This is a genomic window from Luteimonas sp. RIT-PG2_3 (assembly GCF_054902115.1).
The window spans coordinates 328,501-350,598 of the sequence record NZ_JBUBPF010000005.1 but is presented as its reverse complement, the minus strand read 5'-3'; the positions used below and the strand labels follow the sequence as shown (position 1 = coordinate 350,598).

15 protein-coding genes, 2 tRNA genes and 1 pseudogene are annotated in these 22,098 nt (G+C 66.1%); 17 read left to right on the top strand and 1 reads right to left on the bottom strand.

Features of this window, described 5'->3' with window-relative positions:
• Window positions 1–90 precede the first annotated feature (90 nt).
• The 17 genes and pseudogenes from nuoG (at window position 91) to pnp (ending at window position 20,316) form a co-directional block, all read left to right on the top strand.
• Window positions 91–2,364 (top strand): NADH-quinone oxidoreductase subunit NuoG, encoded by a 2,274-nt coding sequence (gene nuoG, locus ACYX7E_RS10715; protein ID WP_462080562.1) that lies wholly within the window; start codon window positions 91–93, stop codon window positions 2,362–2,364.
• On the top strand, window positions 2,361–3,470 hold the full coding sequence (gene nuoH, locus ACYX7E_RS10710; protein ID WP_462080561.1) for an NADH-quinone oxidoreductase subunit NuoH: 1,110 nt from the start codon (window positions 2,361–2,363) through the stop codon (window positions 3,468–3,470). Before nuoG ends, nuoH begins: the two co-directional genes overlap by 4 nt.
• The gene (gene nuoI / locus ACYX7E_RS10705) at window positions 3,470–3,973 is read left to right on the top strand and encodes an NADH-quinone oxidoreductase subunit NuoI (RefSeq protein WP_462080560.1); all 504 of its coding nucleotides are present in this window, start codon (window positions 3,470–3,472) and stop codon (window positions 3,971–3,973) included. The genes nuoH and nuoI overlap by 1 nt, the downstream gene beginning before the upstream one ends.
• A 3-nt stretch (window positions 3,974–3,976) precedes the next feature.
• Window positions 3,977–4,639 carry an NADH-quinone oxidoreductase subunit J gene (locus tag ACYX7E_RS10700; RefSeq protein WP_462080559.1) on the top strand — a complete coding sequence of 221 codons (663 nt, stop codon included), beginning with the start codon at window positions 3,977–3,979 and terminating at the stop codon, window positions 4,637–4,639.
• Window positions 4,639–4,974 (top strand): NADH-quinone oxidoreductase subunit NuoK, encoded by a 336-nt coding sequence (nuoK, locus tag ACYX7E_RS10695; RefSeq protein ID WP_462080558.1) that lies wholly within the window; start codon window positions 4,639–4,641, stop codon window positions 4,972–4,974. Before ACYX7E_RS10700 ends, nuoK begins: the two co-directional genes overlap by 1 nt.
• A gap of 14 nt (window positions 4,975–4,988) precedes the next feature.
• Window positions 4,989–7,091, top strand: a complete 2,103-nt coding sequence (gene nuoL, locus ACYX7E_RS10690; RefSeq protein WP_462080557.1) for an NADH-quinone oxidoreductase subunit L — start codon at window positions 4,989–4,991, stop codon at window positions 7,089–7,091.
• A gap of 13 nt (window positions 7,092–7,104) precedes the next feature.
• Window positions 7,105–8,616, top strand: a complete 1,512-nt coding sequence (locus tag ACYX7E_RS10685; RefSeq protein WP_462080556.1) for an NADH-quinone oxidoreductase subunit M — start codon at window positions 7,105–7,107, stop codon at window positions 8,614–8,616.
• 13 nt (window positions 8,617–8,629) lie between these two features.
• On the top strand, window positions 8,630–10,093 hold the full coding sequence (nuoN, locus tag ACYX7E_RS10680; protein WP_462080555.1) for an NADH-quinone oxidoreductase subunit NuoN: 1,464 nt from the start codon (window positions 8,630–8,632) through the stop codon (window positions 10,091–10,093).
• Window positions 10,094–10,109: 16 nt separating this feature from the next.
• Window positions 10,110–10,186, top strand: a tRNA-Met gene (locus ACYX7E_RS10675).
• Between the two features lie 347 nt (window positions 10,187–10,533).
• Window positions 10,534–10,610 (top strand) — tRNA-Met (locus tag ACYX7E_RS10670).
• A 337-nt stretch (window positions 10,611–10,947) separates the two neighbouring features.
• A complete protein-coding gene (gene rimP / locus ACYX7E_RS10665; protein WP_462080554.1) occupies window positions 10,948–11,502 on the top strand; it encodes a ribosome maturation factor RimP in 555 nt (184 codons plus the stop codon).
• A gap of 231 nt (window positions 11,503–11,733) precedes the next feature.
• Window positions 11,734–13,245 (top strand): transcription termination factor NusA, encoded by a 1,512-nt coding sequence (gene nusA / locus ACYX7E_RS10660; protein ID WP_462080553.1) that lies wholly within the window; start codon window positions 11,734–11,736, stop codon window positions 13,243–13,245.
• Between the two features lie 715 nt (window positions 13,246–13,960).
• Window positions 13,961–15,964, top strand: a pseudogene (gene infB, locus ACYX7E_RS10655) (translation initiation factor IF-2); the annotation flags it as partial.
• A 158-nt stretch (window positions 15,965–16,122) separates the two neighbouring features.
• Window positions 16,123–16,506 (top strand): 30S ribosome-binding factor RbfA, encoded by a 384-nt coding sequence (gene rbfA / locus ACYX7E_RS10650; RefSeq protein ID WP_462080552.1) that lies wholly within the window; start codon window positions 16,123–16,125, stop codon window positions 16,504–16,506.
• 132 nt (window positions 16,507–16,638) lie between these two features.
• Window positions 16,639–17,598, top strand: coding sequence for a tRNA pseudouridine(55) synthase TruB (gene truB, locus ACYX7E_RS10645; protein WP_462080551.1), 960 nt, complete (start codon window positions 16,639–16,641; stop codon window positions 17,596–17,598).
• 224 nt (window positions 17,599–17,822) lie between these two features.
• A complete protein-coding gene (gene rpsO, locus ACYX7E_RS10640) occupies window positions 17,823–18,083 on the top strand; it encodes a 30S ribosomal protein S15 (RefSeq protein ID WP_462080550.1) in 261 nt (86 codons plus the stop codon).
• 124 nt (window positions 18,084–18,207) lie between these two features.
• Window positions 18,208–20,316 (top strand): polyribonucleotide nucleotidyltransferase, encoded by a 2,109-nt coding sequence (gene pnp, locus ACYX7E_RS10635; RefSeq protein WP_462080549.1) that lies wholly within the window; start codon window positions 18,208–18,210, stop codon window positions 20,314–20,316.
• A gap of 275 nt (window positions 20,317–20,591) precedes the next feature.
• Here pnp and ACYX7E_RS10630 read toward each other — a convergent pair whose 3' ends face one another.
• Entirely contained in the window at window positions 20,592–22,094 is a 1,503-nt protein-coding gene (locus tag ACYX7E_RS10630) for a DUF1501 domain-containing protein (protein WP_462080548.1), read from the bottom strand.
• Between the last annotated feature and the right edge of the window lie 4 nt (window positions 22,095–22,098).

Below are 22,098 nucleotides of genomic sequence, written 5' to 3'. Positions count from 1 at the left end.
CCAGCTCCCCGGACACATTCGCGCGTTGCGCGAACATGTCCAGCCCCTCGACTCGAGGGGCGTTGTCGCCATGACGAAGAGTGTCGCCGCATGAGCGCGCAGCCTGTAAATCCGAATCTCCCGCCCGACCACGTCACCGTCTTCATCGACGGCGTCGAGATGGCCGCGCCCAAGGGCTCGATGATCATCCATGCCGCCGACAAGGCCGGCATCCCGATCCCGCGCTTCTGCTACCACGACAAGCTGTCGATCGCCGCCAACTGCCGCATGTGCCTGGTCGACACCGAAGTCGGCGGCCGTTCCGCGCCGAAGCCGTCGCCGGCCTGCGCCACGCCGGTCATGGACGGGCTGAAGGTCTTCACGCGCAACGAGAAGGCGCTGAAGTCGCAGCGCAACGTGATGGAGTTCCTGCTGATCAACCATCCGCTCGACTGTCCGATCTGCGATCAGGGCGGCGAGTGCGAACTGCAGGACCTGTCGTTGGGCTATGGCCGCTCGGTCAGCCGCTTCAGCGAGCGCAAGCGCGTCATCGCCGACGAGGACATGGGGCCGCTGGTCGCCACCGAGATGACCCGCTGCATCCAGTGCACGCGCTGCGTGCGCTTCACCGCCGAGATCGCCGGTACCTATGAACTGGGCGGCATGCAGCGTGGCGAGAACCTGCAGATCGGCACGTACGACGGCAAGCCGCTGACGACCGAACTGTCGGGCAATGTCATCGACGTCTGCCCGGTCGGCGCGCTGACCAACAAGGTGTTCCGCTTCCGTGCGCGTCCGTGGGAACTGATCGCGCGCGAATCGCTGGGCTGGCACGACGCGCTCGGCAGCAACCTGTTCCTGCACCTGCGTCGCGGCGAAGTGATGCGTGCGGTCCCGCGCGACAACGAAGCCGTCAACGAGTGCTGGCTGTCGGATCGCGACCGTTACTCGCACCAGGGCCTGTACGCCCAGGATCGCGCCACGCATCCGCTGGTCCGTGTGGCCAGCAATGGCGACGATGGCGACTGGCAGGAAACCACGTGGGAAGACGCGCTGGCCAAGGCCGCGAAGATCCTGCGCGACAATCCGGCCGATGAGCTCGGCCTGCTGGTGCATCCGGCGACGTCGAACGAGGAGGGCGCGTTGCTGGCCCGCCTGGCCGACGCCCTGGGCAGCGGCAACCTCGATCACCGCATCAGCCAGCGCGACCTGTCCGATGGCGCGGTCGCCGAGGCATTCGCCGCGCCGGTCGCGGAGATCGAACAGGCCGACGTCATCGTCATCGTCGGCAGCCAGCTGCGCCATGAAGTGCCGCTGCTGCACCAGCGCGTGCGCAAGGCGTGGAAGCGCGGCGCCAAGGTGCACATCATCAACCCGGTCGATTTCGAGTTCGCGTTCGAGATCGCCTCCAAGGCCATCGTGCCGCCGTCGGCGATCGCCGATGCGCTGGGCAGCGAGCTGCTGACCGCGGCCGTCAAGGATGCCGCGCATGCGGTGGTCCTGGTCGGCGCCGTGGCCGAGAACGGCGCGCATGCGTCGGCGGTCCGCGCTGCGGCCACCGCCTTCGCCAGCCGTCACGGCGCCCGCCTGTGCCGCATCCCGCAGGGCGCGAACGCGCTCGGCCTGTCGCAGGCCGGCGTGCTGCCGACCGCGCGCGACGCCGCGTCGATGCTGTCGCAGCCGCGCAGCGCCTACGTGATCTACGGTATCGAGCCGGGCCTGGATTTCGCCGACCAGTCGCTGGCCCTGAAGGCCCTGTCGGGTGCACAGGTCGTCGCGTTCAGCCAGTTCGCCTGCCGTTCGACGCGCAGCGTGGCCGACGTGATCCTGCCGATCGGTGCGTTGCCGGAGATCGATGCCACGCTGACCAACCTGGAAGGTCGCGACCAGCGCAGCGTCGCGGGCGGCAAGCTGCCGGGCGACGCGCGTGCCGGTTGGCGCGTGCTGCGTGCGCTGGGCGGCGAGCTCGGCGTGCCCGGTTTTGAATTCAACGATCTCGTGGGCCTGCGTGCAAGCCTGGCGACCCAGGACCGCATCGTGCGCAATGTCGCGCGACTGCAGGCGCTGGACACCGGCTCGGCGGACAGTGGCCTCGAAGTCGCGCTGTCGCAGGCGATCTACCGCGTCGACGGCGTGACCCGCCGCGCGGCTGCGCTGCAGTCACACCCGCTGACGACCGGTCCTCTGATCACGCTGCACCCTGACGATGCCGGCGCGGCTGGACTGGAGGCCGGGGCCATGGCCAAGGTCGCCAATGCCGTCGGCACCGCGACGCTGCAGGTCGCGATCAGCGACCGTGTCGCGGTCGGCGCGGCCTGGATCGAGTCGGGATATGGCGCGACCGCGGCGCTCGGCGCCGGCCGCGTGCAGGTGAGGGCAGCATGAGTACGACGACGAGCACCAATACCGCAAGCCTGCTGGCCGGCGTGCTGCAGCCGGTGCACGAGCTGATCCTGTCGCTGGGCTGGATCGGCGTGGTGCTGTGGATCGTGCTGAAGATCCTGGTCATCGCCGTGCCGGTCATCGTGGCCGTGGCGTTCTACGTGGTCTGGGAGCGCAAGCTGATCGGCTGGATGCACGTGCGCCATGGGCCGATGTACGTCGGCTGGGGCGTGCTGCAGGCCTTCGCCGACGTCTTCAAGCTGCTGTTCAAGGAAGTGATCCAGCCCTCCAGTGCGCAGCGTTCGCTGTATCTGCTGGCGCCGCTGATCACGCTTGCCCCCGCGTTCGCGGCATGGGCGGTGGTGCCCTTCGACGCGCAGCTCGTGCTGTCCAACGCCAACGCAGGCCTCCTGTACCTGCTGGCGATGACCTCGCTGGGCGTCTACGGCATCATCCTGGCCGGCTGGGCCTCGAACTCGAAGTACGCGTTCCTCGGCGCGATGCGCTCGGCTGCGCAGGTGGTCAGCTACGAAATCGCGATGGGCTTCGCGCTGGTCGGCGTGATGGTCGGCGCCGGCAGCCTGAACCTCAGCGAGATCGTGATGGCGCAGTCCGGCAATGCCGGCATGTTCGAATGGTTCTGGCTGCCGATGCTGCCGCTGTTCGTCATCTACTTCATCTCCGGCGTCGCCGAGACCAACCGCTCGCCGTTCGACGTCGTCGAGGGCGAGTCGGAAATCGTCGCCGGCCACATGGTGGAGTACTCGGGCTCGGCGTTCGCGCTGTTCTTCCTGGCCGAGTACGCCAACATGATCCTGGTCAGCTTCCTGACCGCGATTTTCTTCCTGGGCGGCTGGCTGTCGCCGTTCCAGGGCTGGTTCGCGGGCGTGCCGGTGCTCGAATGGCTGGCGGTCGACGGCTGGTGGTGGCTGTTTGCGAAGGTGTTCTTCTTCGCCAGCTGCTTCATCTGGTTCCGCGCCTCGTTCCCGCGTTACCGCTATGACCAGATCATGCGGCTGGGCTGGAAGGTCTTCATCCCGCTCAGCATCGGCTGGATCGTGGTGACCGCACTGATGGCGTACTTTGGCGTGTTCGAGGCAGGGCAGTGATGGGCAAGTTCCGGCTTTCACACATCGCGGAGTGGTTCAAGAGCCTGCTGCTGCTGGAGCTGCTGGGCGGCATGTGGCTGACGCTGAAGTACCTGTTCCGGCCGAACTACACCGTCATGTACCCGATGGAGAAGATCCCGCAATCGGCACGCTTCCGCGGCCTGCATGCGCTGCGCCGCTATCCCAACGGCGAAGAGCGCTGCATTGCCTGCAAGCTCTGCGAAGCGGTCTGCCCGGCGCTGGCGATCACCATCGACTCCGAGCAGCGCGAGGACGGCACCCGCCGCACCACGCGCTACGACATCGATCTGTTCAAGTGCATCTTCTGCGGCTTCTGCGAGGAATCGTGCCCGGTGGACTCGATCGTCGAGACCCACATCCACGAGTACCACTTCGAGAACCGTGGCGAGAACATCCTCACCAAGCCGAAGCTGCTGGCGCTTGGCGACCGGCTTGAAGCCGAGATCGCCGAACGTCGCGCCGCCGACTCCGCGTACAGGTAAGCCATGGATTTCGCACTGCTCGCATTCTTCACCTTCGCCACGGTCACCGTGATCTCGGCGGTTGCCGTGATCAGCGTCCGCAACCCGGTCCACGCGGCGCTGTTCCTGGTGCTGACGTTCTTCACCGTGGCCTGCACCTGGATCCTGGCCGGCGCCGAGTTCCTCGGGGTCGCGCTGATCCTGGTCTACGTCGGCGCGGTCATGGTGCTGTTCCTGTTCGTGGTGATGATGCTCGACATCGACGTCGCACCGATGCGCGAGGGCTACGTGCGCTACCTGCCGGTCGGCCTGCTGGTGGCGGTGGTGATGCTGGTCGAGATGCTGACGCTGATCGGCATCAAGGCGCGGGCCACGCCGTTCGGCGTCGACCCGTCCGAGGCCGAGGGCGTCTCCAACACGGTCTGGATCGCACGCCGCCTGTTCACCGACTTCCTGCTGCCGTTCGAAGTGGCGGCACTGATCCTGACCGTGGCGGTGATCGCCGCCGTCACGCTGACGCTGCGCAAGCGTCCGGGCACCAAGCACCAGAACCCGGGCGAGCAGTCGCGCGTGCGTGCCGAGGACCGCGTCCGCGTCGTCAAGATGACGGCCGATGTCCGCGTCGACGCGCTGCCGACGCCCGCGGGCGATGGACCGGATGCGCCGGCAGCAGGGGAGGTCAAGTAATGGGCGGGCAATTGGGCGAATTCACGCAGGGCCTTGCGCTGGGCCATTACCTCGCACTGGGCGCGATGCTGTTCTGCATCAGCGTTGCCGGCATCTTCCTGAACCGCAAGAACGTCATCATCCTGCTGATGTCGATCGAGCTGATGCTGCTGGCGGTCAACATCAACTTCGTCGCGTTCTCGCGCGAGTTCGGTGACGCCGCCGGGCAGATCTTCGTGTTCTTCATCCTGACCGTGGCCGCTGCCGAGGCCGCCATCGGCCTGGCGATCCTGGTCACGCTGTTCCGCAACAGGCGCACGATCAACGTCGCCGAAATCGACACGCTGAAGGGTTGAGCACGATGCCTGGTATGGAACCCGTCCTGTCCACCCCCGTGCTGCTGGCGATCGTGCTGGCGCCGCTGCTGGGCAGCATCCTGGCCGGCCTGTTCGGTCGCAAGATCGGCCGCGTGGGCGCCCACACCGCGACCATCCTTGGCGTCGCGGTCAGCTGCGCGCTGTCGATCTACGTACTGTGGCAACTGCTGCAGGGTGCGGCGACCTACAACCAGAACGTCTACACGTTCTTCGAGGTCGGCGCGTATTCGGCGCATGTCGGTTTCCTGATCGACAACCTGACCGCGATGATGATGGTCGTGGTGACCTTCGTGTCGCTGCTAGTGCACGTCTACACGATCGGCTACATGGCCGAGGATCCCGATTACCAGCGCTTCTTCAGCTACATCAGCCTGTTCACCTTCAGCATGCTGATGCTGGTGATGGGCAACAACTTCCTGCAGCTGTTCTTCGGCTGGGAAGCGGTGGGCCTGGTGTCGTACCTGCTGATCGGCTTCTGGTTCAAGCGCCCCAGCGCCGTGTTCGCCAACATGAAGGCGTTCCTGGTCAACCGCGTCGGCGACTTCGGTTTCCTGCTCGGCATCGCCGGCGTGCTGTACTGGTTCGGCTCGCTGGACTACGCGACGGTGTTCGCGGCCGCGGACGACACCATCGGTGGCGGCCAGGTCGTGCAGATCCTTGCCGGCCACGAGTGGTCGGTGGCGACGGTGATCTGCATCTGCCTGTTCATCGGCGCGATGGGCAAGTCCGCCCAGGTCCCGCTGCATGTCTGGCTGCCGGACTCGATGGAAGGCCCGACGCCGATCTCGGCGCTGATTCATGCCGCGACGATGGTCACCGCGGGCATCTTCATGGTGGCGCGCATGTCGCCGCTGTTCGAGCTGTCGGAAACCGCGCTGCAGTTCATCCTGTTCATCGGTGCGACCACGGCGTTCTTCACCGGCCTGATGGGCATCGTGCAGAACGACATCAAGCGCGTCGTCGCCTATTCCACCTTGTCGCAGCTGGGCTACATGACCGTCGCGTTGGGCGTGTCGGCGTACTCGGCGGCGGTGTTCCACCTGATGACGCATGCGTTCTTCAAGGCCCTGCTGTTCCTCGCCGCCGGCTCGGTGATCATCGGCATGCACCACGAGCAGGACATGCGCAAGATGGGCGGCCTGCGCAAGTACATGCCGATCACGTTCTGGACCAGCGTCATCGGCACCCTGGCCCTGGTCGGCACGCCGTTCTTCAGCGGCTTCTATTCCAAGGACACGATCATCGAGGCGGCTAAGCACGCCAGCGAGGGTGGTGGCTGGGTCTTCCAGTACGCCTACTGGTCGGTGCTGCTGGGTGCGTTCGTGACCTCGTTCTACAGCTTCCGCCTGCTGTACATGACGTACTTCGGCAAGGAGCGCTTCCGCGACGCGCATGACGATCATGGCCACGGCCACGATGCAGGCCATCACCATGCCGACGCGCACCACACCGATGCGCACGACGATCATGGCCACCATGGTGCGCACGAGCCGCACGAGTCGCCGTGGGTGGTGACGCTGCCGCTGGTGCTGCTGGCGATCCCGTCGATCGCGGTGGGTTTCTTCACCGTCGGCCCGATGCTGTTCGGCACCGACTGGACCGGCCACCACGAGGGCAGCGGTTTCTTCGAGGGCGTGATCCACGTGCTGTCGTCCCACGACCGCGTCGCCGCGGTCAAGGAAGCGGTCTGGCACGGCCCGACGGCGTTCGCGCTGCACGGCTTCATCGCCCCGGCCTTCTGGCTGGTGCTGGCAGGCTTCGCGCTGGCCACGGTGATGTACTGGTGGAAGCCCGAGCTGGCGACGCGTGCGCGCAAGACGTTCGCGCTGCCGGTGCGCATTCTCGAGAACAAGTACGGCATGGACGATCTGTGGATCAAGGGTTTTGCCGGCGGCGGCGTGCTGCTGGGCAAGGGCTCGAGCCAGATCGACACCAAGGTCATCGATGGCGTCGCCGTCAACGGCAGTGCGCGCCTGGTCGACCTGTTCGCCAGCGTGCTGCGCCGCGTGCAATCTGGATATCTCTACCACTACGCCTTCGCGATGATCCTCGGCCTGATTGTGTTGTTGGCCGTTCTGATCAAGTACTGGCGCTGACGGAATACGCAACGTGCAGAATCTGCCCCTCCTCAGCATCTTGATCTGGCTGCCGATCTTCGGCGGCGCTGCCGTGCTCGCGCTCGGCAACGGCCGGCCGCAGCTCGCGCGCTGGCTGTCGCTGGCGATCGCCCTGGTCGTGTTCCTGGTCAGCCTGCCGCTGTTCACCGGTTTCGATTACGTCGCCACCGGCCTGCAGTTCATCGAACGCCGCGAGTGGATCCCGGCCTTCGACATCCAGTACCACCTGGGTGCGGACGGCATCTCGGTCGCGCTGATCATCCTGACCACGTTGACCACGGCACTGGTGCTGATCGGGGCCTGGACCGCGATCGACAAGCGCGTGAACCAGTACTACGCCGCGATGCTGGTGCTCGAAGGCCTGATGATCGGCGTGTTCTCGGCGGTCGATGCGCTGCTGTTCTATGTTTTCTTCGAAGGCATGCTGATCCCGATGTTCATCATCATCGGTATCTGGGGCGGCCCGCGCCGCGTCTACGCGTCGATCAAGTTCTTCCTCTACACCTTCCTCGGCTCGGTGTTCATGCTGGTCGGGCTGGTCTACCTGTACCTGCAGTCGGGCAGCTGGCAGTTGCCGGACCTGTACGCGCTGCCGCTGTCGTCGACAGAGCAGATGTGGCTGTTCTTCGCGTTCCTGGCGGCGTTCGCCGTCAAGGTGCCGATGTTCCCGGTCCACACCTGGTTGCCGGACGCGCACGTCGAGGCGCCGACCGGCGGTTCGGTGATCCTGGCTGCGATCATGCTGAAGATCGGCGGCTACGGCTTTTTGCGCTTCAGCCTGCCGATCACGCCGGACGCCGGCCACGAATGGGCCTGGCTGGTGATCGCGTTGTCCCTGATCGCGGTCGTCTACGTCGGCCTGGTGGCGCTGGTCCAGCAGGACATGAAGAAGCTGATCGCGTATTCGTCGGTGTCGCACATGGGCTTCGTGACCCTGGGCACCTTCATCGCGTTCGCGCTGATCCGCGACGTCGGCAATGTCGATGCCGCGCGGCTGGGCCTGCAGGGCGCGATGGTGCAGATGATCTCGCACGGCTTCATTTCCGGTGCGATGTTCTCCTGCGTCGGCGTGCTCTACGACCGCATGCACACGCGCATGATCAAGGACTACGGCGGCGTCGCCAACGTAATGCCCTGGTTCACGATGTTCATGGTGCTGTTCGCGATGGCCAACTCCGGCCTGCCGGGCACGTCGGGCTTCGTCGGCGAGTTCATGGTCATCATGGCCGCGTTCCAGCAGCACCCGTTGATCGCGTTCACCGCCGCGCTGACGCTGATTATCGGCGCCGCGTACACGCTGTGGCTGGTCAAGCGCGTGATGTTCGGCGAAGTGGCCAATGCGCATGTCGCCGAGCTCAAAGACATCAACGGCCGCGAGTGGCTGGTGCTGGGCGTGTTCGCCGTGGGCACGCTGCTGATCGGCGTCTGGCCGAAGCCGCTGACCGATTTGATGGAGCCGTCCATCGCGCAACTGGCGACCCACCTCGCCGCGAGCAAGCTCTGAGGATGATGTGCTGATGATTTCCGGTCCGATGACTCCTCCCGTCCGCTCGCTCGCCGAGATCGCCCCGTTGCTGCCGGAACTGGTGGTGATCCTGGGCGCGTTCGGCCTGTTGATGCTCGATCTGTTCATCGCCGAACGCCGTCGCGTGCTGACCCAGGCGCTGGCGATCGCGACCCTGCTGGTCGCTGCCGCGCTGATCGGGTTCGGCGTCGGTGGGCATGGCTCGGTGCTGGCCGGCATGTTCATCCGCGACACCGGTGCCGACGTGCTGAAGTTCGTGATCCTGGTCGTCAGCGCGATCGCGCTGGGCTACGTCTGGCCCTACCTGCGCGAGCGCGGGCTCTACAAGGGTGAGGTCGCAGTGCTGTTCCTGTTCGCGACCGCGGGCATGATGCTGATGGTCTCGGCCGGCAACCTGACGATGGTCTACGTCGGCCTGGAACTGCTGGCGCTGTGTTCGTACGCGCTGGTGGCGACCGACCGCGAGAGCCCGCTGGCCTCGGAAGCGGCCATGAAGTATTTCGTGCTCGGCGCGCTGGCGTCCGGCATGCTGCTGTACGGCATGTCGCTGGTCTACGGCGCCACCGGCAGCCTGGACCTGGCGGCGATCAGCGATGCGGCTGCGTCGGCCCATGGCGATGCGCGGACACTTCTGCTGACCGGTCTGGTCTTCGTGGTGGTTGGCGTCGCGTTCAAGTTCGGCGCCGCGCCGTTCCACATGTGGCTGCCCGATACCTACCACGGTGCGCCGACGCCGATCACACTGTTCATCGGTTCGGCCCCCAAGCTCGCCGCCTTCGGCATGGCCTGGCGCCTGCTTGATGGCGGCCTGGGCCCGGTCTACGAGCAGACGCAGCTGCTGCTGGCAGGGCTGGCGGCCTTGTCGCTGGCGGTCGGCAACCTGTTCGCGATCGCGCAGACCAACCTCAAGCGCATGCTGGCCTATTCGACGGTCTCGCATGTCGGCTTCCTGTTCCTCGGCCTCGCCGGTGGCGGTCCGACCGGCTATGCCGCCGCGATGTTCTACGCGATCAGCTATGCGGTGATGTCGGCCGCGGCGTTCGGCGCCATCGTCATGCTGTCGCGCAAGGGCTTCGAGGCCGATCGCATCGAGGACTTCAAGGGACTCAATGCCCGCAGCCCGTGGATGGCCGGCCTGGTGCTGTGCATCATGGCCTCGATGGCCGGCGTGCCGCCGTTCCTGGGCTTCTGGGCCAAGCTCGTCGTGCTGCAGGCGGCGCTGGAAGGCGAACTGCTGTGGCTGGCGATCGTCGGCATCGTGTTCGCGGTCATCGGCGCGTTCTATTACCTGCGCGTCATCAAGGTCATGTATTTCGATCCGCCGTCGGCGGAGCCGATCCAGTCGCGCACCGGGCCGTTGCAGGTCGTGTTCGCGGTCAATGCGCTGGCATTGCTGGGCCTGGGTCTGTTCTGGAGCCCGATCATGGTCTGGTGCCAGCAGGCGTTCGCGTACTGACACCATTCGTTTCCGTTGCGGGGTGGAGCAGTCTGGCAGCTCGTCGGGCTCATAACCCGAAGGTCGCAGGTTCAAATCCTGCCCCCGCTACCAGGTCGTCCGCAGCTCGATCCGCCCTCGCCAGACGACGGGGCGGGGGCGGTCAACCTGGAGTCCAGCCGAAGCCACTGCTTCGCTTCGGCCGTCCTGCTTGCCCACCGTCATGGCCAGCGCCCGACGGCCCCGCACGGGGCCGCGGCGCGGGTCTGGAGGGAAGGTGTCCATGGCGTGTCCAGCGGCTGGCGCAAGCCCGTCGATGCCTGGAAACAAGCGCACATCGGCCTGCAGGCGAGTGCCGAGGCGATGCGGTCGATCCGCATGCGTGCCGGCAACATCAACATCGTGATCTCGACCTCAGGGCTTGCATTCGAAGGTGTTGGTCGTCATAATTCCGCTTCTGCTGCGGGGTGGAGCAGTCTGGCAGCTCGTCGGGCTCATAACCCGAAGGTCGCAGGTTCAAATCCTGCCCCCGCTACCATGTTTTTCGCGGTTGTTTTGCCCCCCTTCATTGAAGGGGTTCAGAGCGGAAAATCTGGGCTTTCGCCGAAGCAACTGCTTCGCTTCGGCACCGACATCCAGTGGTATCGGACAAGGGGCCCTATGGGCCCTTTGTTGTTTCTGGGCTTCAGGGTTCCAGGCCCGGTGCTTCCGGGGCAAGGGCTTTCACGGGCCCGGGTTGTCGAGGTTGGATGCCGTTCGTTGTGATCGTGTTGCGCGGTCGGCATGTGCAGGTTCTTTTGCGTTTCGTGTTTTACCGGTTGTTGTTTTTCAGCGCGTACTTTTTCAGTTCGTACTTTTTCAGAGATAGGCGTTCAGTGACGGACAAGGCCACACAAATCGCGGCATTGCTCGCCCCGACGATCGAATCGCTGGGGTTGGAACTGCTGGGCACGGAATACCTGCCGGCACCGGGCAGTGCCGTGCTGCGCATCTATATCGATATCCCCGCCGATGCCGCCGAAGGGCGCACCGTGGGTATCGAGGATTGCGAGAGCGTCAGCCGTGAAGTCTCGGCGCAGCTCGATGTCGAGGATCCGATCTCCGGCAATTACACGCTGGAAGTGTCGTCCCCGGGCATCGACCGGCCGTTGTTCACGCCGGCGCATTTCGAGCGCTTCATCGGCGAGCAGGCCAAGGTCGGGCTGAAGCTGCCGCAGGATGGGCGTCGTCGCCTGCTGGGGCGGATCGTCTCGGTCGAGGATGGGCGGATCACGTTCGATGTCGACGGGCAGCCGCTGCAGGTGGCCGGCGACAACATCGACCGCGCGCGTCTGGTGCCCGATTGGGTCGCGCTGGGACTGGCGCCCGGCAAGGACAAGGGCCGCGCCAGGAAGCCCAAGGCTGCGGCGGACAAGCCCGGTCCCGGGTAAAGCAAGTTCACAGGTTCACAGGGTTGAAGCGGTTCGATGCAGTGGCTGGCGTCGAACGGCACGATCCAGGTCTGCGGCAAGCCGGTCCATCGGCAAGACGCGGAAGAGATACAGCCCGCTGGCGGCATCTGCGGGCGAACGTCGCGGTGGCAACACCGGTCGTGCAGTTGAGGTGGCGTGCCACGGCATGTGGCGTAGTCGAGAAACTTCAGGATTTGAGGTAACGAGAGAATGAGCAAGGAACTGTTGCTGGTCGTGGACGCGGTGGCCAACGAGAAGGGCGTGCCGGAGACGGTGATCCTGGAGGCGCTGGAAGCAGCGCTGGCCACTGCCGCCAAGAAGCGCTACCACGACCAGGACGTGCTGACGCGCGTCACGATCAATCCGAAGGACGGCAGCTACGAGACGTTCCGCCGCTGGGAAGTGGTGGCCGACGACGTGGTCATGGAGTCGCCCGATCGCCAGGTGCGCCTGATGGATGCCATCGACGATGTCGAAGGCGTCGACGTCGGTGATTACATCGAAGAGCAGATCGAGAACGTCGACTTCGGTCGCATCGCCGCGCAGGCCGCCAAGCAGGTCATCGTGCAGCGCGTGCGCGAGGCCGAGCGTGCGCAGGTCGTGGATGCCTGGAAGGATCGCGTCGGCGAGCTGGTGACCGGCGTGGTCAAGCGTGTCGAGCGCGGCAACGTCTACGTCGACCTGGGCGGCAATGCCGAGGCCTACATCCCCAAGGACAAGGCGATCCCGCGCGACGTCGTGCGTGCCGGCGACCGCATCCGCGGTTACCTGTTCGACGTGCGCAGCGAGCAGCGCGGCCCGCAGCTGTTCATCAGTCGCGCCGCGCCTGAATTCATGATGGAGCTGTTCAAGCTCGAAGTGCCGGAAGTCGGCCAGGGCCTGGTCGAGATCAAGGCCTGCGCACGCGATCCCGGCGACCGCGCCAAGATCGCCGTGCTGGCCTACGACACCCGCACCGATCCCATCGGTGCCTGCATCGGCATGCGCGGTTCGCGCGTGCAGGCGGTCAGCAACGAACTCAACGGCGAGCGCGTCGACATCGTGCTGTGGTCGGACAATCCGGCGCAGTTCGTCATCAACGCGATGGCGCCGGCGGAAGTGCAGTCGATCGTCGTCGACGAAGACAAGCACTCGATGGATCTCGCGGTCGCGGAAGACAAACTGGCGCAGGCGATCGGCAAGGGCGGGCAGAACGTGCGCCTGGCCAGCCGCCTGTCGGGCTGGCAACTCAACGTGATGACCCAGGACCAGGTGACCGCGAAGTCGGAAGCCGAGCAGAACGCCGCCCGCGCGCTGTTCCAGGAAAAGCTCGAAGTCGACGAGGAAATCGCCGGCATCCTGGTCGCCGAAGGCTTCAGCACCGTCGAGGAAATCGCCTACGTGCCGGTGGGCGAACTGCTCGCGGTCGAAGGCTTCGACGAGGACATCGTCGAGGAGCTGCGGGGTCGCGCCCGCGACTCGTTGCTCAACGACGCGCTCGCGGTCGAGGAGGGCGTCGACGAGAACGCGCCGTCCGAAGACCTGCTGGCGCTGGAAGGCATGGACGATGAAACCGCGTACGCGCTCGCTTCGCATGGCGTGCGTACCAGCGAGGACCTGTCGGACCTCGGCGCGGACGAAGTGGTCGAATTCGGCATCGAGGGTCTGGACGAGGCGCGCGCAGCGGCCCTGATCCTGGCGGCTCGCGCCGAGGAGATCGCCCGTCTGGAACGCGAAGGCTGAACAGGCCGGACCGGCCGGATACTCAAGCCGTGGGCCCGCCCGCGGTCTAGAATGATCGATACACGCGTCGGCAGCTGCCGGCGCTCAAGGACAAGAATCCCGAATGACGCAACAAACCACCATTCGCAAGCTTGCCGCACTGGTGAACACGCCGGTCGAGAAATTGCTGGAACAGCTGTCCGAAGCGGGCATGCCTTTCAGCAATCCGGACCAGGTCGTCACCAGTACCGAGAAGGTGAAGCTTCTCGGGTTCCTGCGCCGTACCCATGGCAAGACCGAAGCGCCGGCCGAAGAAGCGGCCGCGCCCAAGAAGATCACCCTCAACCGCAGCCGCAAGCAGGAGCTGACGGTGGGTGGCGGCAAGAACAAGACGACGGTCGATGTCGTTGTCCGCAAGAAGGTGACCCTGGTCAAGCCTTCGGACAGCGGCATGATCGATCCCGACGACGAGCGCGCCGACATCCTGCGCAAGCTGGAGGAATCCAAGCAGCGCAACCTGTCGGAACAGCAGCGCCTGGCCGATGAAGATCGCCAACGTGCCGAGGCCGTGGCCGAGCGCAAGCGCCAGGAAGAAGCCGAGGCCGCGCGCCTGCGTGCCGAAGCCGAGCAGGCGGTCGCCGCCGCCGCGGCGACGCCGGCAGCTGCCGACGACGCGCCCGCCGCGGTCCGCAAGCCGGCCTCGCAGCATGGCCACGGCCATCCGCCGAAGCCGCCTGCGCCGCGTGCCGACGACCGCAATGCCGGTCCCAAGCACAAGGGCAACCGCGGTTCGCACGTGATGGTCGCGGGCGTCGAGGACGACGACAACGCCGCACGCTTCGCCGGCCAGTTGCACCTGAGCGCCTCCGAGCGCGCGCGCCGGACCACGGCACGCGGCAAGCCCAAGCCCACGCGCCGCCATATCGAGCAGTCGCGCAGCGGTGGCGGCCAGCACGGCTTCGAGCGTCCAACCGCGCCGGTCGTGCGCGAAGTGGAGATCGGTGAAGCGATCACCGTGGCCGACCTTGCGCAGAAGCTCGCGCTGAAGGGCGGCGACGTGGTCAAGGCCATGTTCAAGATGGGCGTCATGGCGACCATCACCCAGACCATCGACCACGACACCGCGGTGCTGGTGGTTGAGGAACTGGGGCACGTGGCCGTCAGGGCCGATCGCAACGATGCCGAAACCGAACTGCTGGCGCATGTCGAATCCGCGCAGGGCGACAAGGTCTCGCGTCCGCCGGTGGTCACGATCATGGGTCACGTCGACCATGGCAAGACCTCGCTGCTCGACTACATCCGCCGCACCAAGGTCGCGACCGGTGAAGCCGGTGGCATCACCCAGCACATCGGTGCGTACCACGTCGAAACCGCCAAGGGCGTCATCAGCTTCCTCGATACCCCCGGCCATGCGGCCTTCACGTCGATGCGTGCGCGTGGCGCCAAGTTGACCGACGTGGTGGTGCTGGTGGTCGCGGCCGACGATGGTGTGATGCCGCAGACGATCGAGGCGATCCAGCATGCGAAGGCGGCCAAGGTGCCGCTGATCGTGGCGATCAACAAGATCGACAAGTCCGATGCCGACCCGGAGCGGATCAAGAACGAACTGCTGACCCATGAGATCGTCGCCGAGGACTTCGGTGGCGAGACCCAGATGGTCGAGCTGTCGGCCAAGACCGGCCAGGGCGTCGACGACCTGCTGGATGCGATTTCGCTGCAGGCCGAAGTGCTGGAACTGACGGCGGTGGCCGACGGCCATGCCACCGGTACCGTCATCGAGTCCTCGCTCGACAAGGGCCGTGGCCCGGTCGCGACGGTGCTGGTCCAGCAGGGCCTGCTGTCGAAGGGCGACTATCTGGTCTGCGGCGTGCAGTACGGCCGCGTCCGCGCGCTGTTCGACGAAACCGGTTCTCAGGTTCCGTCGGCCGGTCCGTCGATCCCGGTGCAGGTGCTCGGCCTGTCCGGCGTGCCAGATGCCGGCGACGATTTCGTCGTCGTCGCCGACGAGCGCCTGGCCAAGGACGTGGCATCGCAGCGCGACAGCAAGCGTCGCGAGTCGCGACTGGTGCTGGCGGCGGGCAACCGCATGGAAGACATCATGGCGCAGATGGGCAAGAGCGAGGCCCAGTTGAGCCTGCAGCTTGTCATCAAGGCCGACGTCCAGGGTTCGGTGGAGGCGCTGCGCCAGGCCCTGACCGGCCTGTCCAACGAGCAGATCCGCATCAACGCGATCATCGCCGGCGTCGGCGGCATCACCGAGTCCGACGCCAATTCGGCGGCGGCATCGGGTGCCACGATCATCGGCTTCAACGTCCGTGCCGATGCCTCCGCGCGCAAGGTCATCGACGCCAACAAGCTCGACGTGCGTTACTTCTCGATCATCTATGACGTGATCGACCAGGTGAAGCAGGTCGCGTCGGGCATCCTCGGCGTCGAGATCCGCGAAGAGATCATCGGTACTGCCGAAGTCCGCGATGTGTTCCGCAGCTCCAAGTTCGGCGCGGTCGCGGGCTGCATGGTGGTCGAGGGTGTGGTCAAGCGCAACAAGCCGATCCGCGTGCTGCGCGACAACACCGTGGTGTTCGAAGGCGAGCTCGAATCGCTGCGCCGCTTCAAGGAAAACGTCGACGAAGTGCGCAACGGCACCGAGTGCGGCATCGGCGTCAAGGCCTACAACGACGTACAGCCTGGCGACCAGATCGAGTGCTTCGAGCGCATCGAGGTCCAGCGCACCCTGTAACCGGGGTGCGTCACGGCGCGGGCACGTGTCGCGGGAACCGTTCCAGGGTTCCCGGCACGATCCAGGCCCGCGACCGGATGCATGTGCGCCCGGCGCATCGTTTGCCCGGGCCTTGTGTTTTCGCGTCATTCCCCATTCCTGAAGATCGAATCCGTCCCTTGGCCCAGAAATCCTTCCACCGCACCGACCGCGTCTCCGCCCAGCTCCGCCGTGAACTGGGCACCCTGGTGCGCGAAGCCGTGGCCGAGCATGGCTTGCCTTCGGTCAGCGTCTCCGATGTCGAGGTCACCCGCGACATGGCGCATGCCAAGGTGTTCTTCACCGCGCTGCAGGGCGAGCGTTCGGCCGAGGCTTTGAAGGGATTGAAGGCGATCGCGCATGAGATCCGCTTCCGGCTGGCGCGTGCGGTCAAGCTGCGCCATGTGCCCGAGCTGCATTTCCAGTACGACGATTCCGTCGATCGCGGCGAGCGCATCGACAACCTGCTGCGCGACCTGACGCCGGCACCGAGCGATCCCTCCGACGAGGATGGAGACCGCTAGTCCGTGCGCCAGGTGCACGAGGCCGCCCTTGCTGCGGTCGCGCCGGCCCGGTTGCGCGCGGGACCGCACTGTCGGCCCCCCTGTTGCGGCCTGGCCTCGACGGCGGGCTGAAGCCCGCCCTACGATGACGCGATGACCCGCAGGCCACGCACGATCTTCCGCAAGCTCGACGGCATCCTGCTGTTCGACAAACCGCGCGGCCTGAGTTCGAACCAGGCCCTGCAGCGCGTGCGCCATCTGTTCCGTGCCGAGAAGGGCGGCCATACCGGAAGCCTCGATCCGCTGGCGACCGGTCTGTTGCCGGTGTGCTTCGGCGAGGCCACCAAGATCGCTGGCGGCCTGCTCGGCGCACGCAAGGCCTACGACACCGTGGCCCGCCTCGGCGTGGTCACTGATACCGACGACGCCGACGGCCAGTCGCTGCGCGAACGTCCGGTACCCGAGCTGCGCGTGCCCGAGATCGATGCCGCGCTGCAGGCGTTGACCGGCCACATCCAGCAGCGTCCGCCGATCTATTCCGCGCTCAAGCGCGGTGGCGAGCCGCTGTACGCCAAGGCCCGTCGTGGCGAGGTGGTCGAAGTCGAGACGCGGCCGGTCGATGTCCACGGTTTCGAGTTGCAGTCCGCCGCCGACCTGCTCGATGGCGGCGAGCCGCTGCTGCGTCTGCATGTGGAATGCGGGTCGGGCACCTATGTGCGCAGCCTGGTCCGCGATCTCGGCGAGGCGCTGGGCTGCGGCGCCCATGTCGCCGAGTTGCGCAGGCTCTGGGTCGATCCGTTCAGGGAGCCGCGGATGTGGACCCTGGAGGAGCTGGAATCGCTGGCGCGCCGTAGCGAGCAGGCGCTGGAGGCCTGCCTGCTGCCGATCGAGGCCGGGATGCTGTCCTGGCCGAGACTGGAGCTCGATGCCGCGCAGGCGACCCGGCTGGGCCACGGACAACTGGTGGCCGCGCATTTCCGCCAGCGCGGGGAAGTGGCCATTTTTGGTCCCGGCGCCCGTGTGCTGGGCCTGGGCGAGGTGGGCCAGGACGGCGTGCTACGCCCGCAGCGGCTGTTCGCCTGGGCCGTCCAGGGCGCCAAACGCAACGCCTGAACGCGGGTCCTGGGATAACCGGGCCCCGGCGGACCGGGTGGCGGGGCCGGCTGGCCGATCCTGCGCCTTGTCCCTGCGGCGCTTGCCCGAGTACAATGCCGCGTCCGTTTTTCAACGGACACGTTTCGTTTTTTCCTTCAGTCCACGGCGGACCCAGTGGTGCGCAAGCCTTTGTCGGGCTGCGACGTGTCTGCGGGTCCCGCATCAGTCAACAAGGTCATTCCATGTCCATCGACAACAGCCAGATCATCCAGGAACACAAGCGCGGCGAAGGCGACACCGGCTCACCGGAAGTCCAGGTCGCCCTGCTCAGCGCGCGCATTGCGCACCTGACCGAGCATTTCAAGACGCACAAGAAGGATCACCACAGCCGGCGTGGCCTGCTGATGATGGTCAACCGTCGTCGCAGCCTGCTCGACTACCTGCACCGCAAGGACGCAGACCGTTACAAGGCCCTGATCGAAAAGCTCGGTCTGCGCCGATAAATCGAACCATGACCGCGGCGCAGCGATGCGCCGCGGTTTTTTTTCAGGCTGCAGCACTGTGGCCGCCCGGCCGGGGCAAGGGTTCCGGCAGGTTCATCGAAAGCGTCATTCAAGGAATTCCAACGTGGCAAAAGTTACCAAGAGCTTCCAGTACGGCAATCAGACAGTCACGCTCGAGACCGGCGAGATCGCACGCCAGGCGGGCGGCGCGGTCATGGTGTCGTGCGAGGGCACGGTGCTGCTGGTCAGCGCGGTCGCCAACAAGACCGCACGTGAAGGGCAGGATTTCTTCCCGCTGACCGTCGACTACCAGGAGAAGTTCTATGCTGGTGGCCGTATCCCCGGTGGTTTCTTCAAGCGTGAAGGCCGTCAGACCGAGAAGGAAACGCTGATCTCGCGCCTGATCGACCGTCCGATCCGCCCGCTGTTCCCCGATGGCTTCCGCAACGAAGTCCAGATCATCGCCACCGTGATGTCGATGAATCCGGACATCGACGGCGACATCCTCGCCCTGATCGGTGCGTCGGCCGCGCTGTCGCTGTCGGGTGCGCCGTTCGACGGCCCGATCGGTGCCGCCAAGGTCGGTTACAAGAACGGCCAGTACCTGCTGAACCCCACCGTCAGCGAGCTCAAGGATTCGGACCTGGAGCTGGTCGTCGCCGGTACCGCCGCTGCGGTGCTGATGGTCGAGTCGGAAGCCAAGGAACTGTCGGAAGACGTCATGCTGGGTGCGGTGGTGTTCGGCCACCAGCAGCAGCAGGTGGCGATCGCCGCGATCAACGAACTGGTTGCCGAAGCCGGCAAGCCGAAGTGGGAATGGTCGGCCCCGGCCGCCAATGAAGGCCTGATCGCCGCGATCCGCACTGCGGTCGGCGAGCAGCTGGCCTCCGCGTTCCAGGTGCGCGACAAGCTCGAGCGCAAGGACGCGATCTCCACCGTCAAGAAGGCGATCCTCAACGCGCTGGCGCCGGAAGCCGAAGCCAATGCATGGTCGACCGGCGAGCTGTCGAAGGAATTCAGCGAGCAGGAATACCAGACGATGCGCAACTCGGTCCTGAAGACCAAGGTCCGCATCGACGGTCGCGCGCTCGATACCGTACGTCCGATCGCCTCCAAGGTCGGCATCCTGCCGCGCGTCCACGGCTCGTCGCTGTTCACCCGTGGCGAGACCCAGGCGATCGTCGCGGTCACGCTGGGTACCGCGCGCGATGGCCAGGTCATCGACGCTGTTGCCGGCGAGTACAAGGAACACTTCCTGTTCCATTACAACTTCCCCCCGTACTCGGTGGGTGAAGCCGGCCGCATGATGGGCCCGAAGCGCCGCGAAATCGGCCATGGCCGCCTCGCCAAGCGTGGCGTGCTGGCGGTGATGCCGACGATCGAAGCGTTCCCGTACACGATCCGCGTCGTCTCGGAAATCACCGAGTCCAACGGTTCGTCGTCGATGGCGTCGGTCTGTGGTTCCTCGCTGGCGCTGATGGATGCGGGCGTGCCGATCTCGGCACCGGTCGCGGGCATCGCGATGGGCCTGGTCAAGGAAGGCGACGACTTCGTCGTACTGTCCGACATCCTGGGCGACGAGGATCACCTCGGCGACATGGACTTCAAGGTGGCCGGTACCGCCAACGGTATTTCGGCGCTGCAGATGGACATCAAGATCCAGGGCATCACAGAAGAGATCATGAAGGTCGCGCTGGCCCAGGCCAAGCAGGGCCGCCTGCACATTCTCAAGGAAATGGAAGCGGCGCTGACCGCACCGCGTGCCGAACTCAGCGAGTTCGCGCCGCGCCTGATCACGATCAAGATCCACCCCGACAAGATCCGTGAAGTGATCGGCAAGGGCGGTTCGGTGATCCAGGCCATCACCAAGGAAACCGGTACCCAGATCGACATCCAGGACGACGGCACGATCACCATCGCCTCGGTGGACGCTGCTGCCGGCCGCGCTGCGAAGGAGCGTATCGAGCAGATCACCTCCGACGTCGAGCCCGGTCGCATCTACGAAGGCAAGGTCGCCAAGATCATGGACTTCGGTGCGTTCGTGACGATCTCCCCCGGAAAGGACGGTCTGGTCCACGTGTCGCAGATCTCCAACGAGCGCGTCGAGAAGGTCAGCGACAAGCTCAAGGAAGGCGACGTGGTCAAGGTCAAGGTGCTGGAAGTCGACAAGCAGGGCCGTATCCGCCTGTCGATCAAGGCCGTTGAAGAAGGCGAGGGCATCGCGGCCGAATAAGCCGCGCGTCCAACGCTGGAATCTCGACAAGGCGGGCCATTGGCCCGCCTTGTTGCGTGATGGGGGCCGCTTTTTCCTGTGGCGGTCTCATCCGCGGATCGCGGTGTCTGTCGCCGCGTCCGTCGCAATGTCCATCGCTGTGCATGCGATGGCTCGGGGCGCGTGCTCGCGATCAGGCGCGCCCATGCATGCCCATGCACGCGCATGCACTGCTGCAGCACGCCTGCGGCTTGCCGTCGTCGCGGCGCCCTGGCGGTTCGCGTGCTGGTGCGCGGTTACTGGCGTTGCAGCATCAGCCTGTAGAGCCGCAGCCGCAGCCGCAGCAGCGGCCGGCTGAGCTTGCGCGGCAGGATGCCGATGCGCGTGCGCTCTGGCGTGCTGGCCGGCAGCGAAGACAGCGACGATCCGTACACCGGCTGCACCGGACGCGGGAGGCTGGCGCTGGCCATCTGCGCCTGCACCGCGGTGCCGACGATGCCCAGCGCGGCCGGCGCCGCGTAGTTCGGGAACACCTCGGCCAGCCGCGTGTGGCCCATGCGCGCCGACAACAGTTCCGAGAACACCTGGCGGAAGTCGGTGGTCACCGGGACGTCGCCGAAGTACGGCGACAGAATCTCCGGATCCAGCCCGGCCCATTGGCCATAGAACCTGCGACCGTTGACCGCGCCGCCCATGACCAGCAGCGGATTGCCGTAGCCATGGTCGGTGCCGCCGCTGCCATTCTGGCGGACGCGGCGCCCGAATTCCGATTGCACGACGATGGTGACGCGTCCGAGCTCGCCGCCATCCTTGAGGTTCGCGTACAGCGCGGCCAGCCCCTGCGACAGCTCGGCGATCTTGTTCTGGTAGTAGTGGTAACCGCTGCCGGCCGAGCCCTGGCCGTCGTGTGTATCCCAGCCGCCAAGGTCGACGGTGGCGTAGCGCACGCCCAGGTTGAAGCGGATCGACTGCGCCACGGTCCACAGCTGCCGGGCGAAGTCGGTGCTCGGCCAGCCGGTGGGCAGGGTCGACGAATAGGGCTGTTGCGCGACCACACGCAATGAACCGTCGGCGGCGGCGCCGTTGCGCTCCAGTCCGGTATGACCGGTCCACAGCCGTGCCAGCGTTTCGTTGAGTCCCTTGAAGCCGGCCGGCGAATCGCTGCGGGCCTGCTGCCAGGCCCAGGCGCCGGCGTTGAGTGAAAAGTCGCTCGGGCTACCCATCGTCAGCGCCTGCGTCGAGCCCAGCAGGTTGGCCGGTGTGCGGCTGTTGACGGCCAGTGCCGGCATCACCATCGGTCCGGTGGCGCCCTGGGTGTTCCAGGCGCGCGTCATCCAGCCGCTGCCGATGCCGGCATGCCCGGGTGACCCGAGATCCAGGTAGAGCTGCGCGTCGAAGTGGCTGCGCGTCACCGTGGTCGCCATGCCGCAGCAATGCACGATCGCGAGCCTGCCATCGCTCCAGACGTCGCGCAGGCCGCTGGCCGACGGATGCAGGCCGAAGCCGGTCGCGCTGCCGTTGGCCAGCGTCAGCGGCAAGGCCGCGTAGTCGCCGCTGGTGGCGATCTTCAGTTCCGGGCGTGCTTCCTCATAGAAGCCGCGGTCGTTGCCCGACACCGGCACCACCAGGTTCAGGCCGTCGATGCCGCCGCGCAGGAACACATGCACGATGGTGTCGTAGCCATTGAGCGCGGCGTGCGCGGGCTTGCCGAACAGCAGGGTCGGGCCGGCGGCGCCGACTGCGGCGGTCGCGCAGCAGCCCTTGAGGAAATCGCGGCGGTTGAGTTCGATCCTTTGCATGTGA